Annotated in this window: 16 protein-coding genes and 1 tRNA gene; 12 read left to right on the top strand and 5 right to left on the bottom strand. The window is 38.8% G+C overall.

The window, feature by feature from the left end:
* The first annotated feature begins 63 nt into the window (after positions 1-63).
* From G9X62_RS11095 to G9X62_RS11045, 11 genes are all read left to right on the top strand, one after another.
* Positions 64-483 carry a YkvA family protein gene (locus G9X62_RS11095; RefSeq protein ID WP_223130770.1) on the top strand — a complete coding sequence of 140 codons (420 nt, stop codon included), beginning with the start codon at positions 64-66 and terminating at the stop codon, positions 481-483.
* Between the two features lie 61 nt (positions 484-544).
* On the top strand, positions 545-748 hold the full coding sequence (locus G9X62_RS11090; RefSeq protein ID WP_315857617.1) for a Sec-independent protein translocase subunit TatA/TatB: 204 nt from the start codon (positions 545-547) through the stop codon (positions 746-748).
* Between the two features lie 78 nt (positions 749-826).
* Entirely contained in the window at positions 827-2242 is a 1416-nt protein-coding gene (gene gatA / locus G9X62_RS11085; RefSeq protein WP_223130768.1) for an Asp-tRNA(Asn)/Glu-tRNA(Gln) amidotransferase subunit GatA, read from the top strand.
* Positions 2232-3530, top strand: coding sequence for a lytic transglycosylase domain-containing protein (locus G9X62_RS11080; RefSeq protein ID WP_223130767.1), 1299 nt, complete (start codon positions 2232-2234; stop codon positions 3528-3530). Before gatA ends, G9X62_RS11080 begins: the two co-directional genes overlap by 11 nt.
* 2 nt (positions 3531-3532) lie before the next feature.
* Positions 3533-4120, top strand: coding sequence for a Holliday junction branch migration protein RuvA (gene ruvA, locus G9X62_RS11075; RefSeq protein ID WP_223130766.1), 588 nt, complete (start codon positions 3533-3535; stop codon positions 4118-4120).
* 66 nt (positions 4121-4186) lie between these two features.
* Positions 4187-11218 carry a T9SS outer membrane translocon Sov/SprA gene (sov, locus tag G9X62_RS11070; protein WP_223130765.1) on the top strand — a complete coding sequence of 2344 codons (7032 nt, stop codon included), beginning with the start codon at positions 4187-4189 and terminating at the stop codon, positions 11216-11218.
* 60 nt (positions 11219-11278) lie between these two features.
* A complete protein-coding gene (gene gcvH / locus G9X62_RS11065) occupies positions 11279-11659 on the top strand; it encodes a glycine cleavage system protein GcvH (RefSeq protein WP_223130764.1) in 381 nt (126 codons plus the stop codon).
* A 45-nt stretch (positions 11660-11704) separates the two neighbouring features.
* A complete protein-coding gene (locus G9X62_RS11060; protein WP_223130763.1) occupies positions 11705-12997 on the top strand; it encodes a dihydroorotase in 1293 nt (430 codons plus the stop codon).
* A complete protein-coding gene (locus tag G9X62_RS11055) occupies positions 12987-13508 on the top strand; it encodes a hypothetical protein (RefSeq protein WP_223130762.1) in 522 nt (173 codons plus the stop codon). The genes G9X62_RS11060 and G9X62_RS11055 overlap by 11 nt, the downstream gene beginning before the upstream one ends.
* A gap of 2 nt (positions 13509-13510) precedes the next feature.
* Complete coding sequence (locus tag G9X62_RS11050; protein WP_223130761.1) at positions 13511-14056, top strand: DUF4199 domain-containing protein; 546 nt, start codon at positions 13511-13513, stop codon at positions 14054-14056.
* A 1-nt stretch (position 14057) separates the two neighbouring features.
* A complete protein-coding gene (locus G9X62_RS11045) occupies positions 14058-14747 on the top strand; it encodes an ABC transporter permease (RefSeq protein WP_261345576.1) in 690 nt (229 codons plus the stop codon).
* Here the strand turns inward: G9X62_RS11045 and G9X62_RS11040 are convergent.
* The 5 genes from G9X62_RS11040 to G9X62_RS11020 are packed head-to-tail and all read right to left on the bottom strand — an operon-like array spanning position 14740 to position 19824.
* Positions 14740-15342 carry an ABC transporter ATP-binding protein gene (locus G9X62_RS11040; protein ID WP_223130759.1) on the bottom strand — a complete coding sequence of 201 codons (603 nt, stop codon included), beginning with the start codon at positions 15340-15342 and terminating at the stop codon, positions 14740-14742. The genes G9X62_RS11045 and G9X62_RS11040 overlap by 8 nt on opposite strands.
* 6 nt (positions 15343-15348) lie before the next feature.
* On the bottom strand, positions 15349-16119 hold the full coding sequence (gene lpxA, locus G9X62_RS11035; RefSeq protein ID WP_223130758.1) for an acyl-ACP--UDP-N-acetylglucosamine O-acyltransferase: 771 nt from the start codon (positions 16117-16119) through the stop codon (positions 15349-15351).
* A 10-nt stretch (positions 16120-16129) separates the two neighbouring features.
* Positions 16130-17524 carry a bifunctional UDP-3-O-[3-hydroxymyristoyl] N-acetylglucosamine deacetylase/3-hydroxyacyl-ACP dehydratase gene (locus G9X62_RS11030; protein ID WP_223130757.1) on the bottom strand — a complete coding sequence of 465 codons (1395 nt, stop codon included), beginning with the start codon at positions 17522-17524 and terminating at the stop codon, positions 16130-16132.
* Positions 17525-17531: 7 nt separating this feature from the next.
* Complete coding sequence (gene lpxD, locus G9X62_RS11025; protein ID WP_223130756.1) at positions 17532-18539, bottom strand: UDP-3-O-(3-hydroxymyristoyl)glucosamine N-acyltransferase; 1008 nt, start codon at positions 18537-18539, stop codon at positions 17532-17534.
* Between the two features lie 40 nt (positions 18540-18579).
* Entirely contained in the window at positions 18580-19824 is a 1245-nt protein-coding gene (locus tag G9X62_RS11020; protein WP_223130755.1) for an HD domain-containing protein, read from the bottom strand.
* Between the two features lie 87 nt (positions 19825-19911).
* Here G9X62_RS11020 and G9X62_RS11015 point away from each other — a divergent pair.
* Positions 19912-19985: transfer RNA gene (locus G9X62_RS11015), tRNA-Ile, on the top strand.
* Positions 19986-20028 lie beyond the last annotated feature (43 nt).

Below are 20028 nucleotides of genomic sequence, written 5' to 3'. Positions count from 1 at the left end.
GATACAAAAATACGACAAATCCTTAAATGATTTCATTATATTTAAGCATTAATCGAAATTATTATGTCACAATCAGGGACTTGGGTGAAGCGAATTGTGGACTCCCGTTTTTTTAAGGAGGCAATGGAAAAGAGTGAAGAGCTTTTTTCTCAGAACAAAGTAGGATTACTTAGTTTATTGCGAGGAGCTTTAAAAAAAGTACAAGAAACGGCCTCTTCGAGTAATTTGACAGTAGTGAAATTATTGAATCGCTATATTATCCTCTTTAGCGAATTAATTAAAGCTTATGTGCAAGGATCTTATACTAAGTTACCTTTAATAACGTTAGTTAAAATTACGGCTGCTTTACTCTACTTTGTGATGCCTTTTGACTTTATTCCTGACTTTCTACCCTTTGTAGGTTTTGCGGATGATTTAGCGATCGTAGTTTGGGTAGGAAAAGCGATCAAAGAGGAGTTAGATGAGTTTGAAAAACATCTTTAAATACACGAATAATTAACCTTTTTTAAATATATTTACGGAAATTTAGACAAAACACGATATGATGAATGCAAGCATATTATTATTTTTAAATAGCCTTGGTGGTGGCGAAATGCTATTGATTGGCTTATTGATTTTATTGTTTTTTGGAGGGAAGAAACTTCCAGAATTAATGAAAGGCCTTGGAAAAGGTATTCGCGAGTTTCAAAATGCGAAGAATGATGTAAAAGATCAAATCAACAAAGAGTTAGACGATACGAAAGAATAAGTCTATCCCTTTACCCTATATCTGCATAGTTGAAGAAATTCAACTATGCTTTTGTGTTTATACAGATTCCCTTTTTTAATGAGTAATTCCAATCAACCCTATGCGAAAATCAGGGAGAAATTGTTAGCGGGTGAGCTTTCGGTTTCTACTATTGTCGCTGGCCATTTAGATCAAATTCATAAATACAACAAGGCTTTAAATGCTTTTTTGGAGGTATATGAAGAGGAAGCGATGGCGAAGGCTGCTCTAATTGATGCTAAATTAAAGGCAGGTACTGCCGGTAAGTTAGCAGGAATGGTCGTGGGGATTAAAGACTTACTTTGTTATGAAGGGCATCATTCCTATGCAGGAAGTAAGATTTTGGATTCATTTAAATCTACTTTTTCAGCTACTGCTGTTCAGCGTTTACTGGATGAAGATGCGATTATCATTGGTCGTCAAAACTGTGATGAGTTTGGGATGGGTAGTACGAATGAAAATTCTGCCTATGGTCCAGTTTTGAATTTCGCTAATCCAGCTTACGTAGCTGGAGGAAGTTCTGGAGGTTCGGCAGTTGCCGTTCAGGCAGGAATGTGCCAAGTTTCCTTAGGGACGGATACAGGAGGTTCGATTAGAATGCCTGCCGCTTTCTGTGGCGTATTCGGTTTGAAGCCTACCTATGGATTAGTTTCTCGTTGGGGATTAATTGCTTACGCGTCTTCTTTTGATTCGATAGGGCCGATTGCAAACTATATTTCGGATGCAAGATTAGTATTAGATATCATTAAAGGGGAGGATGGCCAAGATAGTACGTTGAGTTCCAATGTTCCAGCAGCTACACCAGATAATAAGCGAATCACTTTCATTAAAGAAGTTGTGGAGCATCCTAGTCTTCAGCCAGAGATTAAAGCAGCGTTTGAAGTACAAGTGGAGAAATTAAGAAGTTTAGGTTATACAGTTGAAGGTGTGGATTTTCCTTATATCGATCAATTGTTACCTACCTATTACGTTTTAACTACAGCAGAGTCGAGTTCGAATTTATCTCGTTTTGATGGAGTTAAGTTTGGTCATCGGACGGCTAATCCGGGTGATTTGATGCAGCTGTACAAGCGAACGCGTCAAGAGGGTTTTGGGGCTGAGGTGCAACGTCGTATCATGTTAGGCACCTTTGTATTAAGTGCGGATTATTATGATGCGTATTATACTAAAGCGCAGAAAGTACGTCGATTAATTCAGGATAAAACACTTTCGATTTTAACGGATTATGATTTTATCATTTCTCCTACGACTTCGTCTACTGCCTATCGTTTAGGGGAGAAAACGTTGGACCCTATCCAAATGTATTTAGGTGATTTGTTTACTGTACAGGCGAATGTGGCAGGAATTCCAGGTTTGTCGATTCCGATGGGATCCGATTCTGTTGGATTACCCATGGGTTTCCAATTAATGACTAGTCCTTTCCAAGAGGCTAAAATGTTAGATATAGGTGAATTATTAAGCAAAGATGTGGAATAGAATTATACTTCTTTTCTGTTTGTTTATTTCCTCTTTCTCCTTTGGCCAAGTCACAGGGGCATATCAACCTGCCTATGATTTAGTTCAAATTGATTCATTGGCCAAAGTAGAGCAAGGTGGCCCACCTGTCTTCAGCATTGATCCCGGTTTAATTCAAGAACGATTGAAAAAGCTGGAGAATGAAATTCCACTTAATTACAACATCATTACGCACCAATTTGTGGAGATTTTCGCCTTTAGAAAAGCGAGCTTCACACAACGAATGCTAGAAAGAAAGGATATTTATTTCCCTCTTTATGAGAAGTATTTAAAGAAATATGGCCTTCCAGATGAATTAAAATACTTGTCATTAATTGAGTCAGGTTTAGAAAATAAAGCCATTTCGAATAAAGGAGCTGGTGGATTATGGCAATTTATGCCATATACGGCACGAGGCGATTTTGGGATGCGGGTGGATCAATACATCGATGAGCGTTTCGATGCGGAGAGAGCGACAGATGCGGCTTGCCAATATTTAAAGCGACTTCACAAAACGTTTGGTGATTGGCACTTAGCACTTGCCGCTTATAATACGGGGCCATCGAATGTAAAAAGAGCCATGCGTCGCTGTGGTGGTGCAAATGATTTTTGGGGTATTTATGCGTGTTTACCTGCCCAAACGCGGGCTTATGTTCCTCAGTTCATTGCGATTACATACATGATGAATTTCCATTGGGATCATTCGATTCAGCCAGAAAACTGGGTGATTGATATTCCAAAGGATAGTATTTTAGTTTCTGGGTATTTGAATTTAAACACACTTACTAGATTGACAGGATTCTCTTTAGATACCTTAAAGCGAATCAATCCCCACCTCATTTCACATTTTTTACCGAAGAATGCTAATAAAGTAAAGGTTCATATCCCCAAGAGCCATTTTGCTTATTTTGAGCAAAATAGATCTCGTATTTTGGATTCTGCAAGGGTAGATTTATCAGCCCCTGATTCTGCAGAGATTGATACAAATGAAACGGAGGAACCTACTCCTGTAGCTCAGCGTCATACGTATCGTGTTAAACGAGGGGAAACCTTGTCACGTGTTGCACGCAAATTAGGTTTAAGTGTATCCGAATTGAAGCGACTGAATCGTATCAAGGGGACCAAGTTACAGAAAGGGCAAACGCTAGTTTATTTTAAATTAGCCAAAGCATCTAAGAAATATAGCAAGCGAAGCTCCTTCAAGAAGCGCAAAAAGACTTCTCGTAAAAAGAAAAAGACTAAATCTAAAAAACGCCGTAAACGCAGATAATTATGATAGCTTATTTAAAAGGTAAATTAGCCCACAAAGATCGTGCGCACGTGATTATTGATGTGAATGGGGTGGGCTATGAGGTAAAGATCTCTTTGCAGACATACGCGTCTTTAGCTGATGGAGAAGAGAGTTGTAAGCTTTTTACGCATTTACAAGTAAAGGAAGATTCGCATACCTTGGTGGGTTTTCATTCCATGGATGAAAAGCTGTTGTTTTTGGATTTGATTTCTGTTTCAGGGATTGGTTTAAGTACGGCTTTGGTGATGTTGTCGTCTTTTTCTTCTAATGAAATTCGCTCAGCGATTATGAATGAAAATATTGCCTTGATTCAGTCCATTAAGGGAATTGGATCTAAATCAGCTCAGCGGGTTATCTTAGAATTGAAAGATAAGTGCAAGAAAGATACGCTATTTGTGGAAGCAGGTATGGCTTCACACGATGCGAATTATGGCCACAAACAGGAAGCCTTATCTGCTTTAGTTACTTTGGGTATTCCTCGCACGGCGGCAGAAAAGAGTTTAGATACTATTCTGAAGTCTAATCCTGATGCAACTGTTGAAAATTTAATCAAGTTAGCCTTGCGATAATTGTATTCGACCGATAAACATAGTTATTCCATTTGGTTTCCCTTCATTCTTGGGCTTGGAATAGTGTTGTCTTTTTCGAGTTTTGCACAAGTAGATTCGGTAGCCAAATCAGGTAAAAAACCTCGTTTAAGTCTAAAAAAACTGAATCGAATTTCAGGAAAGTCTCCCTTTTCAATTTATTCTTCTAAGTCTAAGCTCAACTATTCCTATGAAACGGATCCTAAATTAGTCATTCAGAAAGATGCGACGGGTACTGCGGAAATCAACGATTTTAATACGTTTAATCAAAAGCAAAATCAGGAAGTCAATCGGAGTTTTTGGAGATCCTATTCCAAAAGTTTGGATGGCTCGAGTAACTTAAAATCCCGCGGACTTTTCCCTAAAATCGAATTGCCGCCAGCGATTGATCGGATTTTTGGAGGGACCGAAGTTTCCTTTAAGCCCAATGGTAGTCTTTTGCTTGATGTGGGTTACATGGGGCAATTTGTCGATAATCCGGCTATCCCTGTGCAATTACGCTATGTAGGAAATCTTTTTTTTAATGAACAGGCACAGATTAACTTTCAAGGAAAGATAGGGGATAAGTTAAACTTGAATGTCAATTTTGATACAAAAGCGAGTTTTAACTTCCAAAATCAACTAAAGTTAAATTGGAAGACGCAGGAAGAGGATATTCTCCAAAACATCGAAGTAGGAAATACTTCCTGGACATTGAATTCTCAATTAATTCCCGGTATTCAGAATTTGTTCGGGGTGAAAACCTTATTGCGTTTTGGAGCCTTGGATATGACAGTCGTGGCTGCGCAGCAACGTTCGAAGCAAGATTGTATCACACTGAAAGGAGGTTCACAAGGGAAGAATTTTGAAGTTCGCGTGGATCAGTACGATGAGAATAGGCATTTTTTCTTATCTTCTTATTTCCGAAATAATTACGAGCGAGCTTTAAAAAATCTGCCTGTTATCTCCAGTGGAATTACGGTAACACGTGTTGAAGTATATGTCACGAATCGGACCCAAAGCACGGAAACGCTTCGGAATCTTGTATCCTTGTATGATTTAGGTGAAGCGAGTCCTTATAATAACACGAATCCGGTTTTTCAGCCGATCAATCCCACGAGCCCTGTAGATAACAAGGCAAATGGAATGTATGCGAAGCTTTTGGCAGATCCTAATCTGCGTAAATCGAATGAAGCGACAGATCGATTAGAGACGACGTATAATTTAAAACGGGGAACGGATTTTGATGTGCTGAAAGGTGCTAAACGGTTAACAGATCGTGAATTCAAGTTCAATCCACAACTCGGTTACATTTCCTTAGTGGCTCCTTTGCGCAACGATGAGGTCTTGGCGGTTTCCTATGAATACACCTTAAATGGTCGTAAATACAAAGTTGGAGAGTTAACGGAGGATTATCAGGCACGTCAAGATGATGAGGTTTTGATCCTTAAAATGTTGAAGTCGAGTACGATACGGAATAATTTGAATTCTAACAGTACTGGTAAACCACATCCGATGTGGGACTTGATGATGAAGAATATCTATTCTTTAAATACATCAGCACTCACAAAGCAGAATTTTCAACTACGTATTGTATATAAGGATGATGCGACGGGAATCGATAATAGTAACTTGATTGAGGGGACGAATTTTAAAGACATTCCACTCGTTAAGGTCTTAGGCCTAGATAAATTGAATTTTGCAGGCGATCCTCAGCCAGATGGAAATTTTGATTACATCGAGGATATTACGGTAGACTCCAAAGCAGGAAAGATTATTTTCCCTGTACTGGAACCCTTTGGAACCAATTTGCGCGCGAAGTTTACGTCTGCTGAATCCAATTTAGTCGATAAATACGTCTACGATAAATTGTATACCGGAACTCAAACCGATGCAGCCCAAATATCCACCAAGAATAAGTTTTTTATAAAAGGAACTTTTCAGTCGGGTGCAGGTGGTGATATCTCTTTGCCTTTTGGAGTGGAAGCAAAATCTGTGACGGTAACGGCAGGAGGGCAATCCTTATCTGCTGGAACAGATTATATCGTGGAGCCACAATCAGGGCGTGTTAAAATAATTAATGAAGGTGTATTTTCTTCAGGTAGGGAGATTAAAGTATGTTATGAGAAGCCTGATCTTTTCTCTAATCAAATACGCACACTTTTAGGAACTCGTTTAGATTATAATTTAGGCAAGAACGTTCATTTAGGAGCCACCATCCAAAATATGTCTGAAAGTCCGCCTGCCTTTTTCCGTCGTGTCGCGATGGGCAATGAGCCGGTGAACAATACTTTGTTAGGTTTTGACGCCACCTTACTTCAGAATTCACAAGGTATTACACGTTTCTTGGACAAATTACCTTTGATTTCTACCAAGGAAACTTCGGTAATTGATTTCCAAGGAGAGTTCGCGAAACTTATTCCGAATGTAAACGATCGAGTGCAAGGAAATGCCTTTATTGATGATTTCGAAGCCGCTAGGGTTATATACAACTTGAGTTCTCAGGCAAACCTGTGGAAGTCTGCAGCGACTCCTAAGTCCTATGTGTTGACAGGAAATAAATTTGCAGCCGGTTTTAACCGCGCTAAAATTGCCGCCTATACGGTCGATGCGAGTATCTATGGTCAAGGAGGTTTTGCCTTAGATGTGCCTGGTTTAGATCCAGCTAAAGTCAATGCATACGCTTACGAACGTGTTGTAACTCCGAAAGGATTATTCCCCAATAAAGACTTCGCCAATAACATTACCAATCTACCCATTGGAGTCTTAGATGTAGCTTATTTCCCTTCAGAGCGCGGTTTGTACAACTTTAATCCGAATTTATCTTCGAATGGTTTATTACCAACTCCAGTTTCTAATTTCGGAGCCATAACGCGAGCGATTAGCTCCGATACGGATTTTGATAATGCGAACGTGGAGCAGATTGAGTTTTGGTTGATGGATCCATTTATTGGCGGGGAAGCCGGTAAAATTCGGGATGGAGTTTTTAATAAAAACAATGAGACGGGGGGTAAATTAGTTTTCCATCTTGGCGATGTGTCTGAGGATTTTATTCCAGATGGCTATTCTAATTTTGAGAATGGTATTCCAGCAGGGGAGAAAATCACCTCAGGGACAGGAAAGAATGTGGAGACGACTGATTGGGGTTTAGCGCCTTCTCGTCAGTTTGTGATTAATGCTTTTGATAATTCGGCGGGAAGAGAAAAGCAAGATATCGGCCTTGATGGTTTACCTAACAAGTCTGATGATGCTACAGCTGTGACAGAGACCACACATTTCAAAGCGTATTTGGATCAAATTAAAGGGAGAGTGACGGATGCCTCAGCTTTGGCCAAAATCCAAAATGACCCGGCCGCTGATGACTTCGATTATTATTTGAATCAAAAATTCAATGGAACGGAATCGTTGATTCAACGGTATAAAAATTATCTAGGGATGGAAAATAATAGCCCAACAACGGCTAATCCATCTAATACGAATTTCACGGAAGCCAATAGTATGCTTCCAGACCGAGAAGATTTGAACAATGACAATACGGTCAATGAAAATGAGGCTTATTTTGAATACGAGGTGGATTTGAAACCTAGTAGCTTACAAATTGGGAGTGGATTTGTGGTGGATAAAATTACAGAGGGTGGCGTAAATTGGTATTTGTTCCGCATCCCGATTAAAGATAAACGCAACTATAAAACGCCTGCGGGCGAGATTAACTCGTTTAAATCGATTCGCTTTATGCGCATGGTTTTGAAGGAATTCCAGGAACCTGTCGTGTTGCGTTTTGCTCAATTACAACTTTCTGGATATAGTTACCGCAAGTTTGTAGGGGAATTAGATAAACGCAGTGGTCAGGATTTGCCGGAACCTTATGATGCCAAATTCCGTGTGTCGAGTGTGAATATTGAAGAGAATGGTCCAGCTAATAAAGGGGAGAGCGCTATTCCTTATGTGGTTCCACCAGGATTTGTTCGTGATCAAGATATAACGACTATTAATAATGCACGTCTGAACGAGCAGTCGATGAGTCTTTGTGTCGATAATTTAAGACCCAATGACGCGCGAGCGGTATTTAAAAATACCTTATTTGACTTCATCAACTATAAGCGTTTAAAGATGTTCGTTTCGATGCAAAGCCCAGATGCGATTAATGGTCAGGTGAGTGCATTCTTAAGAATAGGTACAGATTTGACAGATAATTACTATGAAATAGAGAATACAGGATTAACGCAGACGCTGAAGGGGCAAAGTTTAGATACGGAAATTTGGCCGATGGAGAATGAGTTTAACATCGAGTTTGATTTAGTGAAGCAAGTGAAGACGGAACGGGATAAGCAGGGTAAAAGTCTAAATGACCGTTTTACGATGATTGTGACGAGTTCTACAGGTAAGACGTATAAGATTACGGTCATGGGTCGTCCGGATCAAAGTGCTACGATGGTAACGATGATTGGTGTTCGTAATACGAGTAACACGAATAAATCCTTTTGTATTTGGGTGAATGAATTGCGTGCTTCGGGATTCGATCAGACCTCTGGAGAGGCGGCTATTGGTAAATTAGGAATCAAATTAGCCGACTTGGGAACGATTCAGATGAATGGTAGTTTTAAGAATTATGGTTTTGGAGGAGTTCAGGCCAAAATCTCTGAGCGTAGTCGCGAAAATAATCTGGAATATGGTATTACTGCGAATTTGAATTTGGACAAACTCTTGCCTAAAAAGTGGGGCTTTAAAATTCCGTTCTTTATTACCTACGATCGCCGTAATATTTCACCTGAATTTGATCCTTTTGACCCGGATATTTTTTTACGAAACTCGATTCAGAAATTTAGTTCCGAGGCAAAAAAACAATCCTATCTTACTTTAGTAGAAGATAATACGGAACGTAAAGGGTTTAATTTTTCTAATGTGAAGAAGAGCAGAAATGTCCAGGCTAAGAACAGCTATCCTTGGGATTTCTCTAATTTCACTTTTAGCTACGCGTATGCTGAAATGTTGCGAACGAGTCCATTAATTGCTGAATACAGTCAATTAAGCCATAAAGGTAGTGTTCTTTATGCCTTTACTAGTTCATCACGTTTCCTAGAGCCGTTTAAGAAAGCCAATTTTGATTTAATTAAAGATTTCAATCTGAATCTAGTTCCTTCTTCGTTGATGGTTCGATTAGATATGGATCGCAGTTTTATCAAGACACAAATGCGAAATGCGGAATTTACCACGCTTGGTGTGGCTCCACAATTTGAGAAGTATTGGTTCTTTAATCGCCAATATGCGCTGAATTGGAATTTAACCAAGAGCATGGTACTGAATTATAATGCGCAGGTGAATTCGATCATTGATGAACCGATTGGTGACTTGGATACACAAGAAAAGCGTGATTCGGTGATGATTAGTTTACGCGCTTTAGGTAGAGCAAAAAGTTTTGATCAACAGGCAGGAATGGTTTGGCGATTGCCACTACAGAAATCGGTGCTAACGGATTGGATGAATGCGGATTATACGCATCGGGTTGGGTATAATTATTTTGCCAATTCGTTTGATATCCGAGATTCATTAGGCTTACCATTTGGAAATATTATTAAAAATACGAGAGAACAAGCCATTAATGGAAAGGTAGATTTTGTGGCCTTATATAATCGGGTTAAGGCTTTACGTTGGGCAAATAGTCCTCGTTCCTTTGGTAAAAATGTGGCCCGAAATCCTGGTGACGAAGAGGATATTGTGATTCCTGCCAAAGGTGCGCTTAAATCTATCACCCGTTTATTGTTAACGCTTCGGGGTATTCAAGTGAATTACGCCATCAATGAATCAACCACACTACCTGGTTTTATGCCTAATCCAGGTATGCTTGGAATGAATGCCTTGAATCAGGCTCCAGGATTTGATTTTATCAGTGGGGGACAGGATGATGGGATTCGTTTCAAGGCAGCTGAAAATGGCTGGTTAACTCGAAGTTCGGTTCAGAATACCCCTTTCACTCAATTGCGTACGCAAAAATTAACGTATTCAACTCAATTAGAACCTACGAAAGATTTACGGATTCAAGTAGATGGGAATTATAACAAAGGAGATAATTACCAGGAATTCTACCGACCAGAGGTTGCGAATGGTCCTTTCAAATCCCAAAGTCCAATTCGTTCAGGAAACTACTCGATGTCATTCCTGTCCTTTATGACAGCTTTTTCAAATCCTGAAACGGTTTTCGAAGAGTTTAGATCTAATCGCTCCATCTTATTGTCGCGTCTTAATCGCACTAAATCAACCGAAATAGGAACCTACAACCAGAACTCTCAAGATGTATTAATCCCCGCCTTTTTTGCGGCATATTCTGGTGTTTCGGCAAACACGGTTAAATATTCGCCTTTCTACGATATCCCATTACCAAACTGGAAAGTGGATTATAATGGATTGAATTTATTACCTGGAATTAAGAATAAGTTTGCATCATTTACGATCTCCCATATGTATTCCAGTACGTATAATGTTGGAAATTTTGTCTCATCATTAGAATACGGACAATTTACAACGGACTACATGAATTTAACGTTAAATAGTCTATTGTACCCACTTTCGTCTCGATTTGATCCTGTCACCAATACCTTAATACCGGTATATGTGATGAGTACGATTTCATTTGTAGAACGTTTTTCTCCTTTGATTGGGGTGAATGCCGTGACAAAGAGTAAAATATCCTTACGTTTAGAGTATAACCAAGATCGTAATGTAGGGTTGAATTTAGCAAATTCGCAAGTGGCCGAGTTAGCCAATAAGGATTTTACGGTCGCAGTAGGATTTACTAAATCCAATATGTTGATTCCATTCAAAATTAATGGCCGCGCCGTTCGATTACCTAATGACTTACGCTTCAATATGAATTTAACGATTCGAGATACGCGAACGTTGCAGCGTAAATTAGATGCAGAGACCATCGTGACACAAGGTTTTGTAAATTTCCAATTCCGTCCACAACTGAGTTATAATGTGAATAATAAGTTAACGGTTACAGCTTATTTTGACAAGATGATGAATAACCCCTTGGTTTCTAATTCCTTCTACCGTTCAACCGTGGCAGGTGGTTTCCAGATCCGGTATAGTTTAAGTGAATAATCTAAAATCGTTTGCAAAAAATCGAGATTTTAGTGACCTTTGTAAGCAAATAATAATCATATGAATTTTCCAAGCGAATTAAAATATACTCAAGAACACGAGTGGATTAAAGTAGATGGCGATGTAGCTATCGTAGGTATCACAGACTTCGCTCAAAGTGAGTTAGGAGATATCGTTTTCGTAGAAGTAGAGACGGTAGGTCAGACGATTGCGAAAGACGGTGTTTTTGGAACAGTAGAGGCGGTTAAGACGGTTTCAGATTTGTTCTTGCCAGTCGCTGGTGAAATTGTAGAATTCAACACAGCCTTAAACAACAGTCCAGAATTAATTAACTCGGATCCTTACGGTGATGGTTGGGTTGTGAAAATCAAAGCGGCTGACGCTGGTGATTTATCCCAATTGATGGATGTTGAAACATACAAATCCTTTATCGGACATTGATTTTAAAACCCTGTTAATCAGGGTTTTTTTATAAGCCAAAAACAAATGCGGATCTTATTCAAACAGATTTTAATTCAAGATAGCCGGTCTTCTTTTTACGGAAAGAAAGTGGATTTATTAGCTTCTAATGGTCAGTGGGTAGAAATTGCTCCACAGATTAAAGCTGAGGCTGATTTAGTTATATCTAACAGCGATCTCCAATGGTTCCCTTCTGTAGTCGATCTTCGTGTTCACAACACTTTACCGGGTGGGGAACACAAGGAAGATTGGACTAGTTTACAATCGGCAGCTTGGAAGGGTGGGGTTTTAGACTTTTTGCTTCTTCCTACGGGTGATCCGGTGCCTCAACAACCTGAGGCTATTGAATATATTGTTGAGAAATTAGCAGGATCAGGAGTAAAATGTTATCCCGTGGCGCCACTAACAATTGGGAATAAAGCGGAAAACTTTAGTGATTTGATGGATTTACATCAGGCAGGAGCATCCTGGTTTAGTCATGGAGCAGGCTCATTGCAAGACACAGACTTAATGTTAAAGTGCCTGCAATATTTGCAGCCTTTAGCCGCGAAAGTTATTTCACGTCCAGATGTAAAAGGTTTGTCCTTATTTGGCCAAATACATGAAGGACTTCAAAGTACGCTCTTAGGTTTAAAAGGAATCCCTGTGCTCGCTGAAACGATGCACGTAAAGCGTGATTTGGATTTATTGGCCTATGTGATGCAACATTCATTTGGCCTAGCAAATCCGGATTTCTCCCTCCATTTTTCTTGTATCTCTACTGCTGAATCAGTCCGGTTGATTAGCGATGCTCAGAAAGCGGGATTACCTGTGACCGCTGACGTGGCTATCTACTCTCTTATTTTTACAGAAGATGCGGTATCTGATTTTGATACCATGAAAAAGGTGAACCCTCCACTTAGAACAGAAGCTGATCGCTCCGCTTTATGGCAAGGTTTGAAAGAGGGGACAATTATGGCTGTTGTTTCAGATCATCATCCTGTGGAGGTGGAAAGTAAAGAGTTAGAGTTCGATCAAGCCGCTTTCGGTACGATTGGATTAGAAACGTTAGCATTAACCTTTATTGACGAAGCGAAGAGACAAGGTTTAGCGAATATTGATAAGTATTTATCTCATGGTGCTGCCGCTTTCTTAGGAATTCAGCTGCCTGAGTTGAAGGTAGGTGAAACGATGAAAGGTTTCATTTTGGCACCAGATTCACATGTTTACACAAGCAAAGATATCGTCTCTAAATCAAAGAACTCCATCTTTATTGGATCGACCTTGCAGCATAGATTAGTGGGTGTATTTAACGGTTTAACTTATACTTATGGTCAATAATTGGTTTGCCGAAATAGGACGATTTGTCTTATATGCCTTTCTGTTTATAATCTTTATGGTCTTTTATGGTCTAATTTTACAGCAGTTTGGGATAATTCCTATTGGAGGTAAAAAAGCGCCCACCTATGTTTTCCTATTATTTTTTCAATGGTGGTATGTCACACGTTTCCCAAAACGTAATGGCGATCAAAAGAAGCATTTTTTAGTCTATTTCGCACTTCAATATATGTTGATTTTCGTTACAGCTCTATTTAGTGCCTATTTCTTGTATTTCTTCTTTCAGTCTCCTGCTGGAATTCACCTATTAGATGCCTATATTCAGCAAAGTCTTTTAGAATTGAATTCTTATAAAGAAGTTATTGTCAGTCAAGAAGGAGGGGAATATTACAATAGTTTGCACGCGGGGATAAAGTCGATCGATGCCTACAGTATCGCTAAAGATGATTTTTCCCAAAAGATTGCTTTAGGATTCCTGCCTAATTTATTAATTTCATTGTACTATAAAAAATAAGTATGGAAAACACATCTGAATCAACTGCCTCATCATCTATTATCGCCTTAAAATACGGCTTTATTAATGGATTATTAAGTTTCCTATTTTCAACACTTGTTAACGTAATGGGCTGGGCTGAACAATTTCAAGAATCCATAAGCTGGATTTCTACGGTTTGGTCATTGGTGTTATCGGTTACAATCTCTTATCTCTGCTTACGTGAATATAGAGAGCAAAATGAAGGCTATATCAGTTATGGCCAAGGTTTAGGTTTAGCTACCTTACTGGGTGCGATTAGCGGTTTAGTAGCGGGTGGATTTAATTACATTTATATTCAGTTTATTGATAATACAGTCATTCAGCGCCAAATGGATATCGCCAGAGAGCGTATGGAGGATCAAGGAATGAGTGCAAGTCAAATTCAAAGTGCAGAGGAAATGACAGCTATGTTTATGAATCCAGGAATGCAGTTTGTTATTGTAGTTATCATGAGTGTAATTTTCAATTTCTTATTAGGCCTAATCGTATCCGCTGTTGTGAAGCGTGAAAAACCTATTTTTGAATAAGATGTTCACTCTTTTAAAGAAAGACGTGTTGGCTTTTTTTAGCTCTTGGATGGGCTGGGGAACCATCTCGTCTTTTTTTATTTTAATGGGAGTCTACGTTTGGGTGATAGATGGAAATCTGCTAGATTACGGATTTGCAGAATTAACGGTCTTCTTTGATTTAAGTCCTTGGTTTTTCCTATTCTTTGTTCCTGCACTTTCTATGAATAGTTTCTCAGAAGAAATGGATCGAGGGACTTTTCAGTTATTACGTTCTTTGCCTATAACTAACCATCAGATTCTTCTAGCAAAGTTTGGTGCCTTGGCTTTTATTATTGTTTGTACTTTATTACCGAGTATCCTTTTTATACAATCAATTTCCTTTTTGGGTTTGCCTGAAAATAATTATGATTCTTCCTTGATTATAGGAGGTTTTGTAGCCTTGTTTTTACTGGTTCTTTGTTTTGTGGCAATGGGATTATTTGCCTCAAGTCTAAGTAAAAAGCAGCCTGTGGCTTTTATAATAGGACTTGGAATGAATTTTGTTTGGTGGCAAGGAGCTAAGGAAGTAGGCTTGGACTTTATAGATCTGTCCTCTCATTATAACCGAATGAGCATGGGAGTTATAAGCTTTAGCGATTTATTTTTCTTTGTAGGATTTATTACATTACTAGTAGGTGCGATTCGCCTAAGACTCAGATTTCTTATTTGAAATCTTGAATGGCTATTTTCTCTTCGCAAAAATCAATCTCTCGCGTCTCGTTGGAAGCAACAATGATTAATTTATGTCGCTGTTGTTCAAGTCGATTAAAGAACCAATTTTTAGCTTGATCATCAAAATTTGTTGTCGGTTCATCTAGCAAAAGGACTGGTCTGTCTGAAAGTAGTGCAAATCCGAGTTTGATTTTTTGACGCATACCAGAAGAATAGTTCTTGATTAATTTAAATCTACCTGGCTGTAAGTCAATGAAATCCTCCAGTAATTCTAAGGTGACAGAGGAAGGCAAGTACTTGTTTTTAACCAAAATATCTAAATGTTCCGGTAATGTATATTCTTCGATTAATTCGACGTAGGGAGCTGCATACGTAATATGACTATAAGCTAACTCTGGGTCAATGCCTGTCATTTCAACTGTCCCTGAATTAGGTAAGGTGAATTGTGCAATTAACTGAAGTAAAGTAGATTTACCTGAGCCGTTAGGACCCGTTATCGCATAGGACCGTCCTGATTTGAAGGAATGGGAGAAGGATTTGAGGACAAATTCTTGTCTGAATTTTTTGGAAAGATTTTGAACAAGAATTTCCATCGTTGATTAGCCTTTCATGATACCGCGCTCTGAATTTTTAACGAAATCAAGAATTTCGTTTCGTTCAGGAGTATTAGGCAATTGCGCTTCTATTTCTGCCAAAGCAGCATTTGTATTCAACCCTTTCAAATATAAATACCGATACGCTTCTTGTATGACATTAATTTGTTCATCTGTGTAATTACGGCGGCGTAAGCCTACAGAATTTATTCCGGCATAACTTAAAGGTTCACGTCCTGATTTTGTGAAAGGAGGGACATCTTTTCTTACAAGTGATCCACCTGAAATCATAACGTGTTGCCCGATGGTAGCGAATTGGTGAATAGCAGAGGAACCGCCAATGATGGCAAAATCACCCACTGTTACGTGTCCAGCCATTTGAACGGCATTCGCTAATATACAATTGTCCCCAATGAAACAATCGTGGGCTACGTGCACATAGGCCATGATTAAACAGTTCCTACCGATTACAGTTTTCATTTTATCAGATGTTCCACGATTAATGGTAACACATTCTCGAATGGTGGAATTATCGCCAATTTCTGCTGTTGTTGTTTCTCCTCCAAATTTTAAATCTTGAGGAATAGCTGAAATAACAGCACCCGGAAATATGCGCACATTTTTACCAATGCGTGCCCCTGGGTAAATAGTTACGTTTGATCCTATCCAAGTTCCTTCACCAATTTCTACATCTGAATGAATAGACGAAAATGCATCGATACTAACATTAGCGCCGATTTTAGCTTGAGGGTCAATATGTGTTAATTGATGAATCATAGGTTAAATCTTACGATTTGCGTACTAAACTAGCAGTCATTTCTGCTTCACAAACAACCTGGCCAGCTACATAAGCCTTTCCAGTCATTTTAGCAATTCCTCTACGTATAGGGGCTTGAAGTTCACATTTAAAGATAATGGTATCACCCGGGATAACACTTTTTCTAAAACGACAATTTTCAATTCCTACTAAGTAAGGCCAATAGTTTTCAGGATCTTCTACTGAACTCAATACAAGAATTCCTCCTGTTTGTGCCATAGCTTCCACTTGCATAACACCTGGCATAACCGGATTGTTCGGGAAGTGACCCATAAAATAATTCTCATTCATCGTCACATTTTTTACTCCTACAACACTCGTATCATCCAAGTAAATGATTTTATCAATCATTTGGAATGGATACCGGTGAGGTAAAAGCTCATAAACGCGTTCGTGCGTGAAAATAGGAGGTTGCTTTGGTTCGTACGTAGGAACTTTATTCTTTTCCGCGTCTAACATCAATTTCTTGATCTTACGAGCTAATTCTACGTTAGAGGCATGTCCTGGACGTGATGCTAAAATTTGAGCTTTTATAGGTCTTCCCACTAAAGCTAAATCTCCCATTAAATCTAATAACTTGTGGCGAGCCATCTCGTTATTATAATGAAGGTTTGTGTTATTTAAAATGCCAGCTTCTTTCGAAACAGAGATTTTGGGTTTACCTAATACTTCCGCTAAATGGGCTAATTCAGTCTCGGAATAATCTTTGTCTGCGATGACAATCGCATTATTTAAGTCACCTCCTTTGATTAATCCTGCTTTATAAAGCACTTCTAATTCATGAACAAAACAGAAGGTTCTGCACATAGAGAAGTCTTTTTCAAACTGAGAAACGTGGCTTAAGTTAGCGTGTTGGCTGGATAAGAATTTTGAATTATAATCCACCATCACGGCCATACGGTAGTCATTCAGAGGTAATGCCGCTAATTCAATCCCATTTTCGAGATCTTTATAGCGTACTTCTTCCGTTAGTTCGAAGAATTTACGGTGTGCATCCTGTTCTACAAGAACTGCGTCTTTTAAAGCTTCTACAAATTTGATAGAACTACCATCCATAATAGGAGGTTCTGGACCATCTAATTGAATTAAAATATTATCTACTTCTAGACCTACAAGAGCTGCTAATACGTGTTCTACTGTATTAATTCTTGCTCCGTTATGCTCAATGGTAGTTCCGCGTGAGGTATCTACTACATAGTCTACATCTGCATCAGCGATAGGCTGACCTGGCAAATCAACACGTTGGAATTTGATCCCGTGGTTTGCAGGAGCAGGTAAAAAAGTGAGGTTGGCAACTACGCCAGTATGTAATCCTACACCAGATAGGGTTACAGCATTGGTAATAGTATGTTGCTTATTGTTCATACGCGTTCTAAGATTCTAATCGTTTTAATAAGTCCGGTAATTGACGTAATAACGCATTACGTTTTAAATATTCACTGTTAGGGGAGGCCGGTGTTCCACCTAAAATTTGTCCTTCTTTTCGGACGGTTTTGGTAACCCCAGATTGAGCGGTTACAATCGTTTTATCTGCAATAGTTATGTGTCCTGCTACGCCCACTTGACCTCCAATTAAACAGTTTTGGCCAATTTTAGTAGAACCAGAAACTCCAGTTTGTGCTGCGATAGCGGTATTAGCTCCCACCTCTACATTGTGGGCAATTTGGACTAAATTATCAATTTTTACCCCTTTTTTTATTAAAGTAGAACCCATGGTGGCTCTATCAATCGTGGTATTGGCACCAACGCTTACACCATCTTCTAATACCACATTTCCTAATTGAGGAATTGTGGTGAAAGTTCCATCTGCTTGAGGAGCGAAACCAAATCCATCCGAACCAATGACTGCATTTGCGTGTATAGTACAATTATTGCCAATGATTGTATCATTATAGATGACTACGCCTGGATAAATCACACAATTATCGCCAATGGAAACTTTGTTTCCGATGGTTACATGTGCTGAAATATAGGTGTCATTCCCAATCGTTGAACTTTTTCCTATACTTGAAAATTGGCCTAGATAGAGATTTATGCCTGTTTTTGCATCTTCTGCAATAAAACTAGGTTGCTGTATGCCTGTTTCCTTAACACTTGTAAACTCTTGGTATTTTTGAAGTAATATTGTGAAAGCAGAGTAGGGGTCTTTAACTTTGATTAAAGTCGCTAGAGGCTTTTCTTTTAAGACTAAATCGTTTGCTACAATGATGGCTGTTGCCTTAGATTGATACAAATAGGATTCGTATTTAGGGTTTGCTAAAAAAGAAATACTTCCTGCTTTTCCTTCTTCTATTTTATTAAACGCCGTTATACTTGCTGATCCATCGCCATCTACTGTACCTTGTATTAATTGGGCTATTTGGTCAACAGTAAATTTCATTCGGTCACACGTTGTTTAATAAAGGCAAAGAGAATTTCCATTAGCTCAATTCTCCTTGCAAATATACGCTCTTTGGACAACAAAAATAGTATTTTTTTACAATCTTACTTAAAGCTTGTATGGTCGGTAAATCGGAAGCTTCGAGTAACTCGACCACTTGACCTTGTTTGTCGACCATCTTGATGGTATTGTCTCCCTGTACGTAGGCAGCATTCGAGGTGGAACCTTCTACGACAAAGTAGGACAATTCTTCATCCGTAATGCCATATTCTCGTTTGATATTCTCCTCTATTTCAACTCTTTTCGCCTTTGGGATTGGCTGAGAGCCTAATTTACAAGTGAATAATTTTCTGGCCAAAAAGTGTGTACACAAATGCTTTAGAATTTTATCACTCGCATTTTTCCATTCTTTAATGGCTGCCCACACATCGTGGTCATCTAATTCGGTAAAGGCTATTAATAGACTGTCTTTGGTAGAAAATTCCTCCCACGTATAGGTACTTTTTAGGAATGTTTTTAATGGAGTTGAACAAGGTAATTTTTGCCCCTCTGAAATTAAGAATTTAGCACGACGCAATATTTGAATTAACATCGTCTCAGCTGCGATGGCGGTTTTGTGTAAATACACTTGCCAATACATTAAACGACGCGCCATCAAGAAGTTTTCGGTGGAATAAATTCCTTTTTCCTCAATGACTAATTGTTCATTATTCAAATCCATCATACTTAAAAGACGCTCAGAGCCGATAAATCCTTCCCGCACACCTGTGTAGAATGAATCTCTGCTTAAATAATCTAATCGATCCACATCTAATTGAGAGGAGACTAATTGATGGAAGAATTTACGATGGTATTTATTTTCAAATATTTCAATGGCTAAGTTTAATTTCCCGTTGAAGTGTTGATTTAATTTGCCCATCAAAAGAGTGGAGACATCTTCGTGTTTAACCTCATTCAATAGGGTGTATTCTAACACATGAGAAAAGGGCCCATGGCCTATATCATGCAATAGTATGGCAATTTCTGCCGCTTCGCGTTCCTCTGGGGATATGGAATAACCTTTTGCTTTCAAGTTATCTAAAACTTGATCCATCAAATGCATGGCCCCTAAAGCGTGATGAAAACGCGTATGATGTGCACCCGGATAAACAAATTCAGCTAATCCTAATTGTTTAATACGCTTAAGTCGTTGAAAATAAGGATGATCAATTAGTTCAAGAATTAATGGATTATTGATTTTAATAAAACCATAAATCGGATCATTAATAATTTTAGTCGGGTACATGGGAGATTCTTTTCCGAAATTTAGCTAAAAAGGTTAGTATTCCTTAATTTTGTGTCACATTGAATTCCTTTAATGGATGTACAATGCGGACTTGTAGCTCAGTTGGTTAGAGCATCTGACTCATAATCAGGGGGTCCATGGTTCGAGCCCATGCTGGTCCACTCTTTTTTTTACCATACTCTTGATAAGGGAGTATGGTTTTTT

Source organism: Aquirufa lenticrescens (assembly GCF_019916085.1).
In the GTDB taxonomy this organism is placed as follows: domain Bacteria; phylum Bacteroidota; class Bacteroidia; order Cytophagales; family Spirosomataceae; genus Aquirufa; species Aquirufa lenticrescens.
Note: the sequence above shows the minus strand (reverse complement) of the source record. Positions and strands in the feature narration are given on the sequence as shown.

Excerpts from the sequence above, each read along its gene's own strand:
- G9X62_RS11045 (WP_261345576.1), top strand. The coding sequence starts at position 14,058 with ATGTTCACTCTTTTAAAGAAAGACGTGTTGGCTTTTTTTAGCTCTTGG.
- lpxD (WP_223130756.1), bottom strand. The coding sequence starts at position 18,539 with ATGAAATTTACTGTTGACCAAATAGCCCAATTAATACAAGGTACAGTA.
- gatA (WP_223130768.1), top strand. The coding sequence starts at position 827 with ATGAGTAATTCCAATCAACCCTATGCGAAAATCAGGGAGAAATTGTTA.
- G9X62_RS11055 (WP_223130762.1), top strand. The coding sequence starts at position 12,987 with ATGGTCAATAATTGGTTTGCCGAAATAGGACGATTTGTCTTATATGCC.
- lpxA (WP_223130758.1), bottom strand. The coding sequence starts at position 16,119 with ATGATTCATCAATTAACACATATTGACCCTCAAGCTAAAATCGGCGCT.
- G9X62_RS11040 (WP_223130759.1), bottom strand. The coding sequence starts at position 15,342 with ATGGAAATTCTTGTTCAAAATCTTTCCAAAAAATTCAGACAAGAATTT.
- G9X62_RS11050 (WP_223130761.1), top strand. The coding sequence starts at position 13,511 with ATGGAAAACACATCTGAATCAACTGCCTCATCATCTATTATCGCCTTA.
- ruvA (WP_223130766.1), top strand. The coding sequence starts at position 3,533 with ATGATAGCTTATTTAAAAGGTAAATTAGCCCACAAAGATCGTGCGCAC.
- G9X62_RS11060 (WP_223130763.1), top strand. The coding sequence starts at position 11,705 with ATGCGGATCTTATTCAAACAGATTTTAATTCAAGATAGCCGGTCTTCT.
- G9X62_RS11090 (WP_315857617.1), top strand. The coding sequence starts at position 545 with ATGAATGCAAGCATATTATTATTTTTAAATAGCCTTGGTGGTGGCGAA.
- G9X62_RS11080 (WP_223130767.1), top strand. The coding sequence starts at position 2,232 with ATGTGGAATAGAATTATACTTCTTTTCTGTTTGTTTATTTCCTCTTTC.
- G9X62_RS11030 (WP_223130757.1), bottom strand. The coding sequence starts at position 17,524 with ATGAACAATAAGCAACATACTATTACCAATGCTGTAACCCTATCTGGT.
- G9X62_RS11020 (WP_223130755.1), bottom strand. The coding sequence starts at position 19,824 with ATGTACCCGACTAAAATTATTAATGATCCGATTTATGGTTTTATTAAA.
- G9X62_RS11095 (WP_223130770.1), top strand. The coding sequence starts at position 64 with ATGTCACAATCAGGGACTTGGGTGAAGCGAATTGTGGACTCCCGTTTT.
- gcvH (WP_223130764.1), top strand. The coding sequence starts at position 11,279 with ATGAATTTTCCAAGCGAATTAAAATATACTCAAGAACACGAGTGGATT.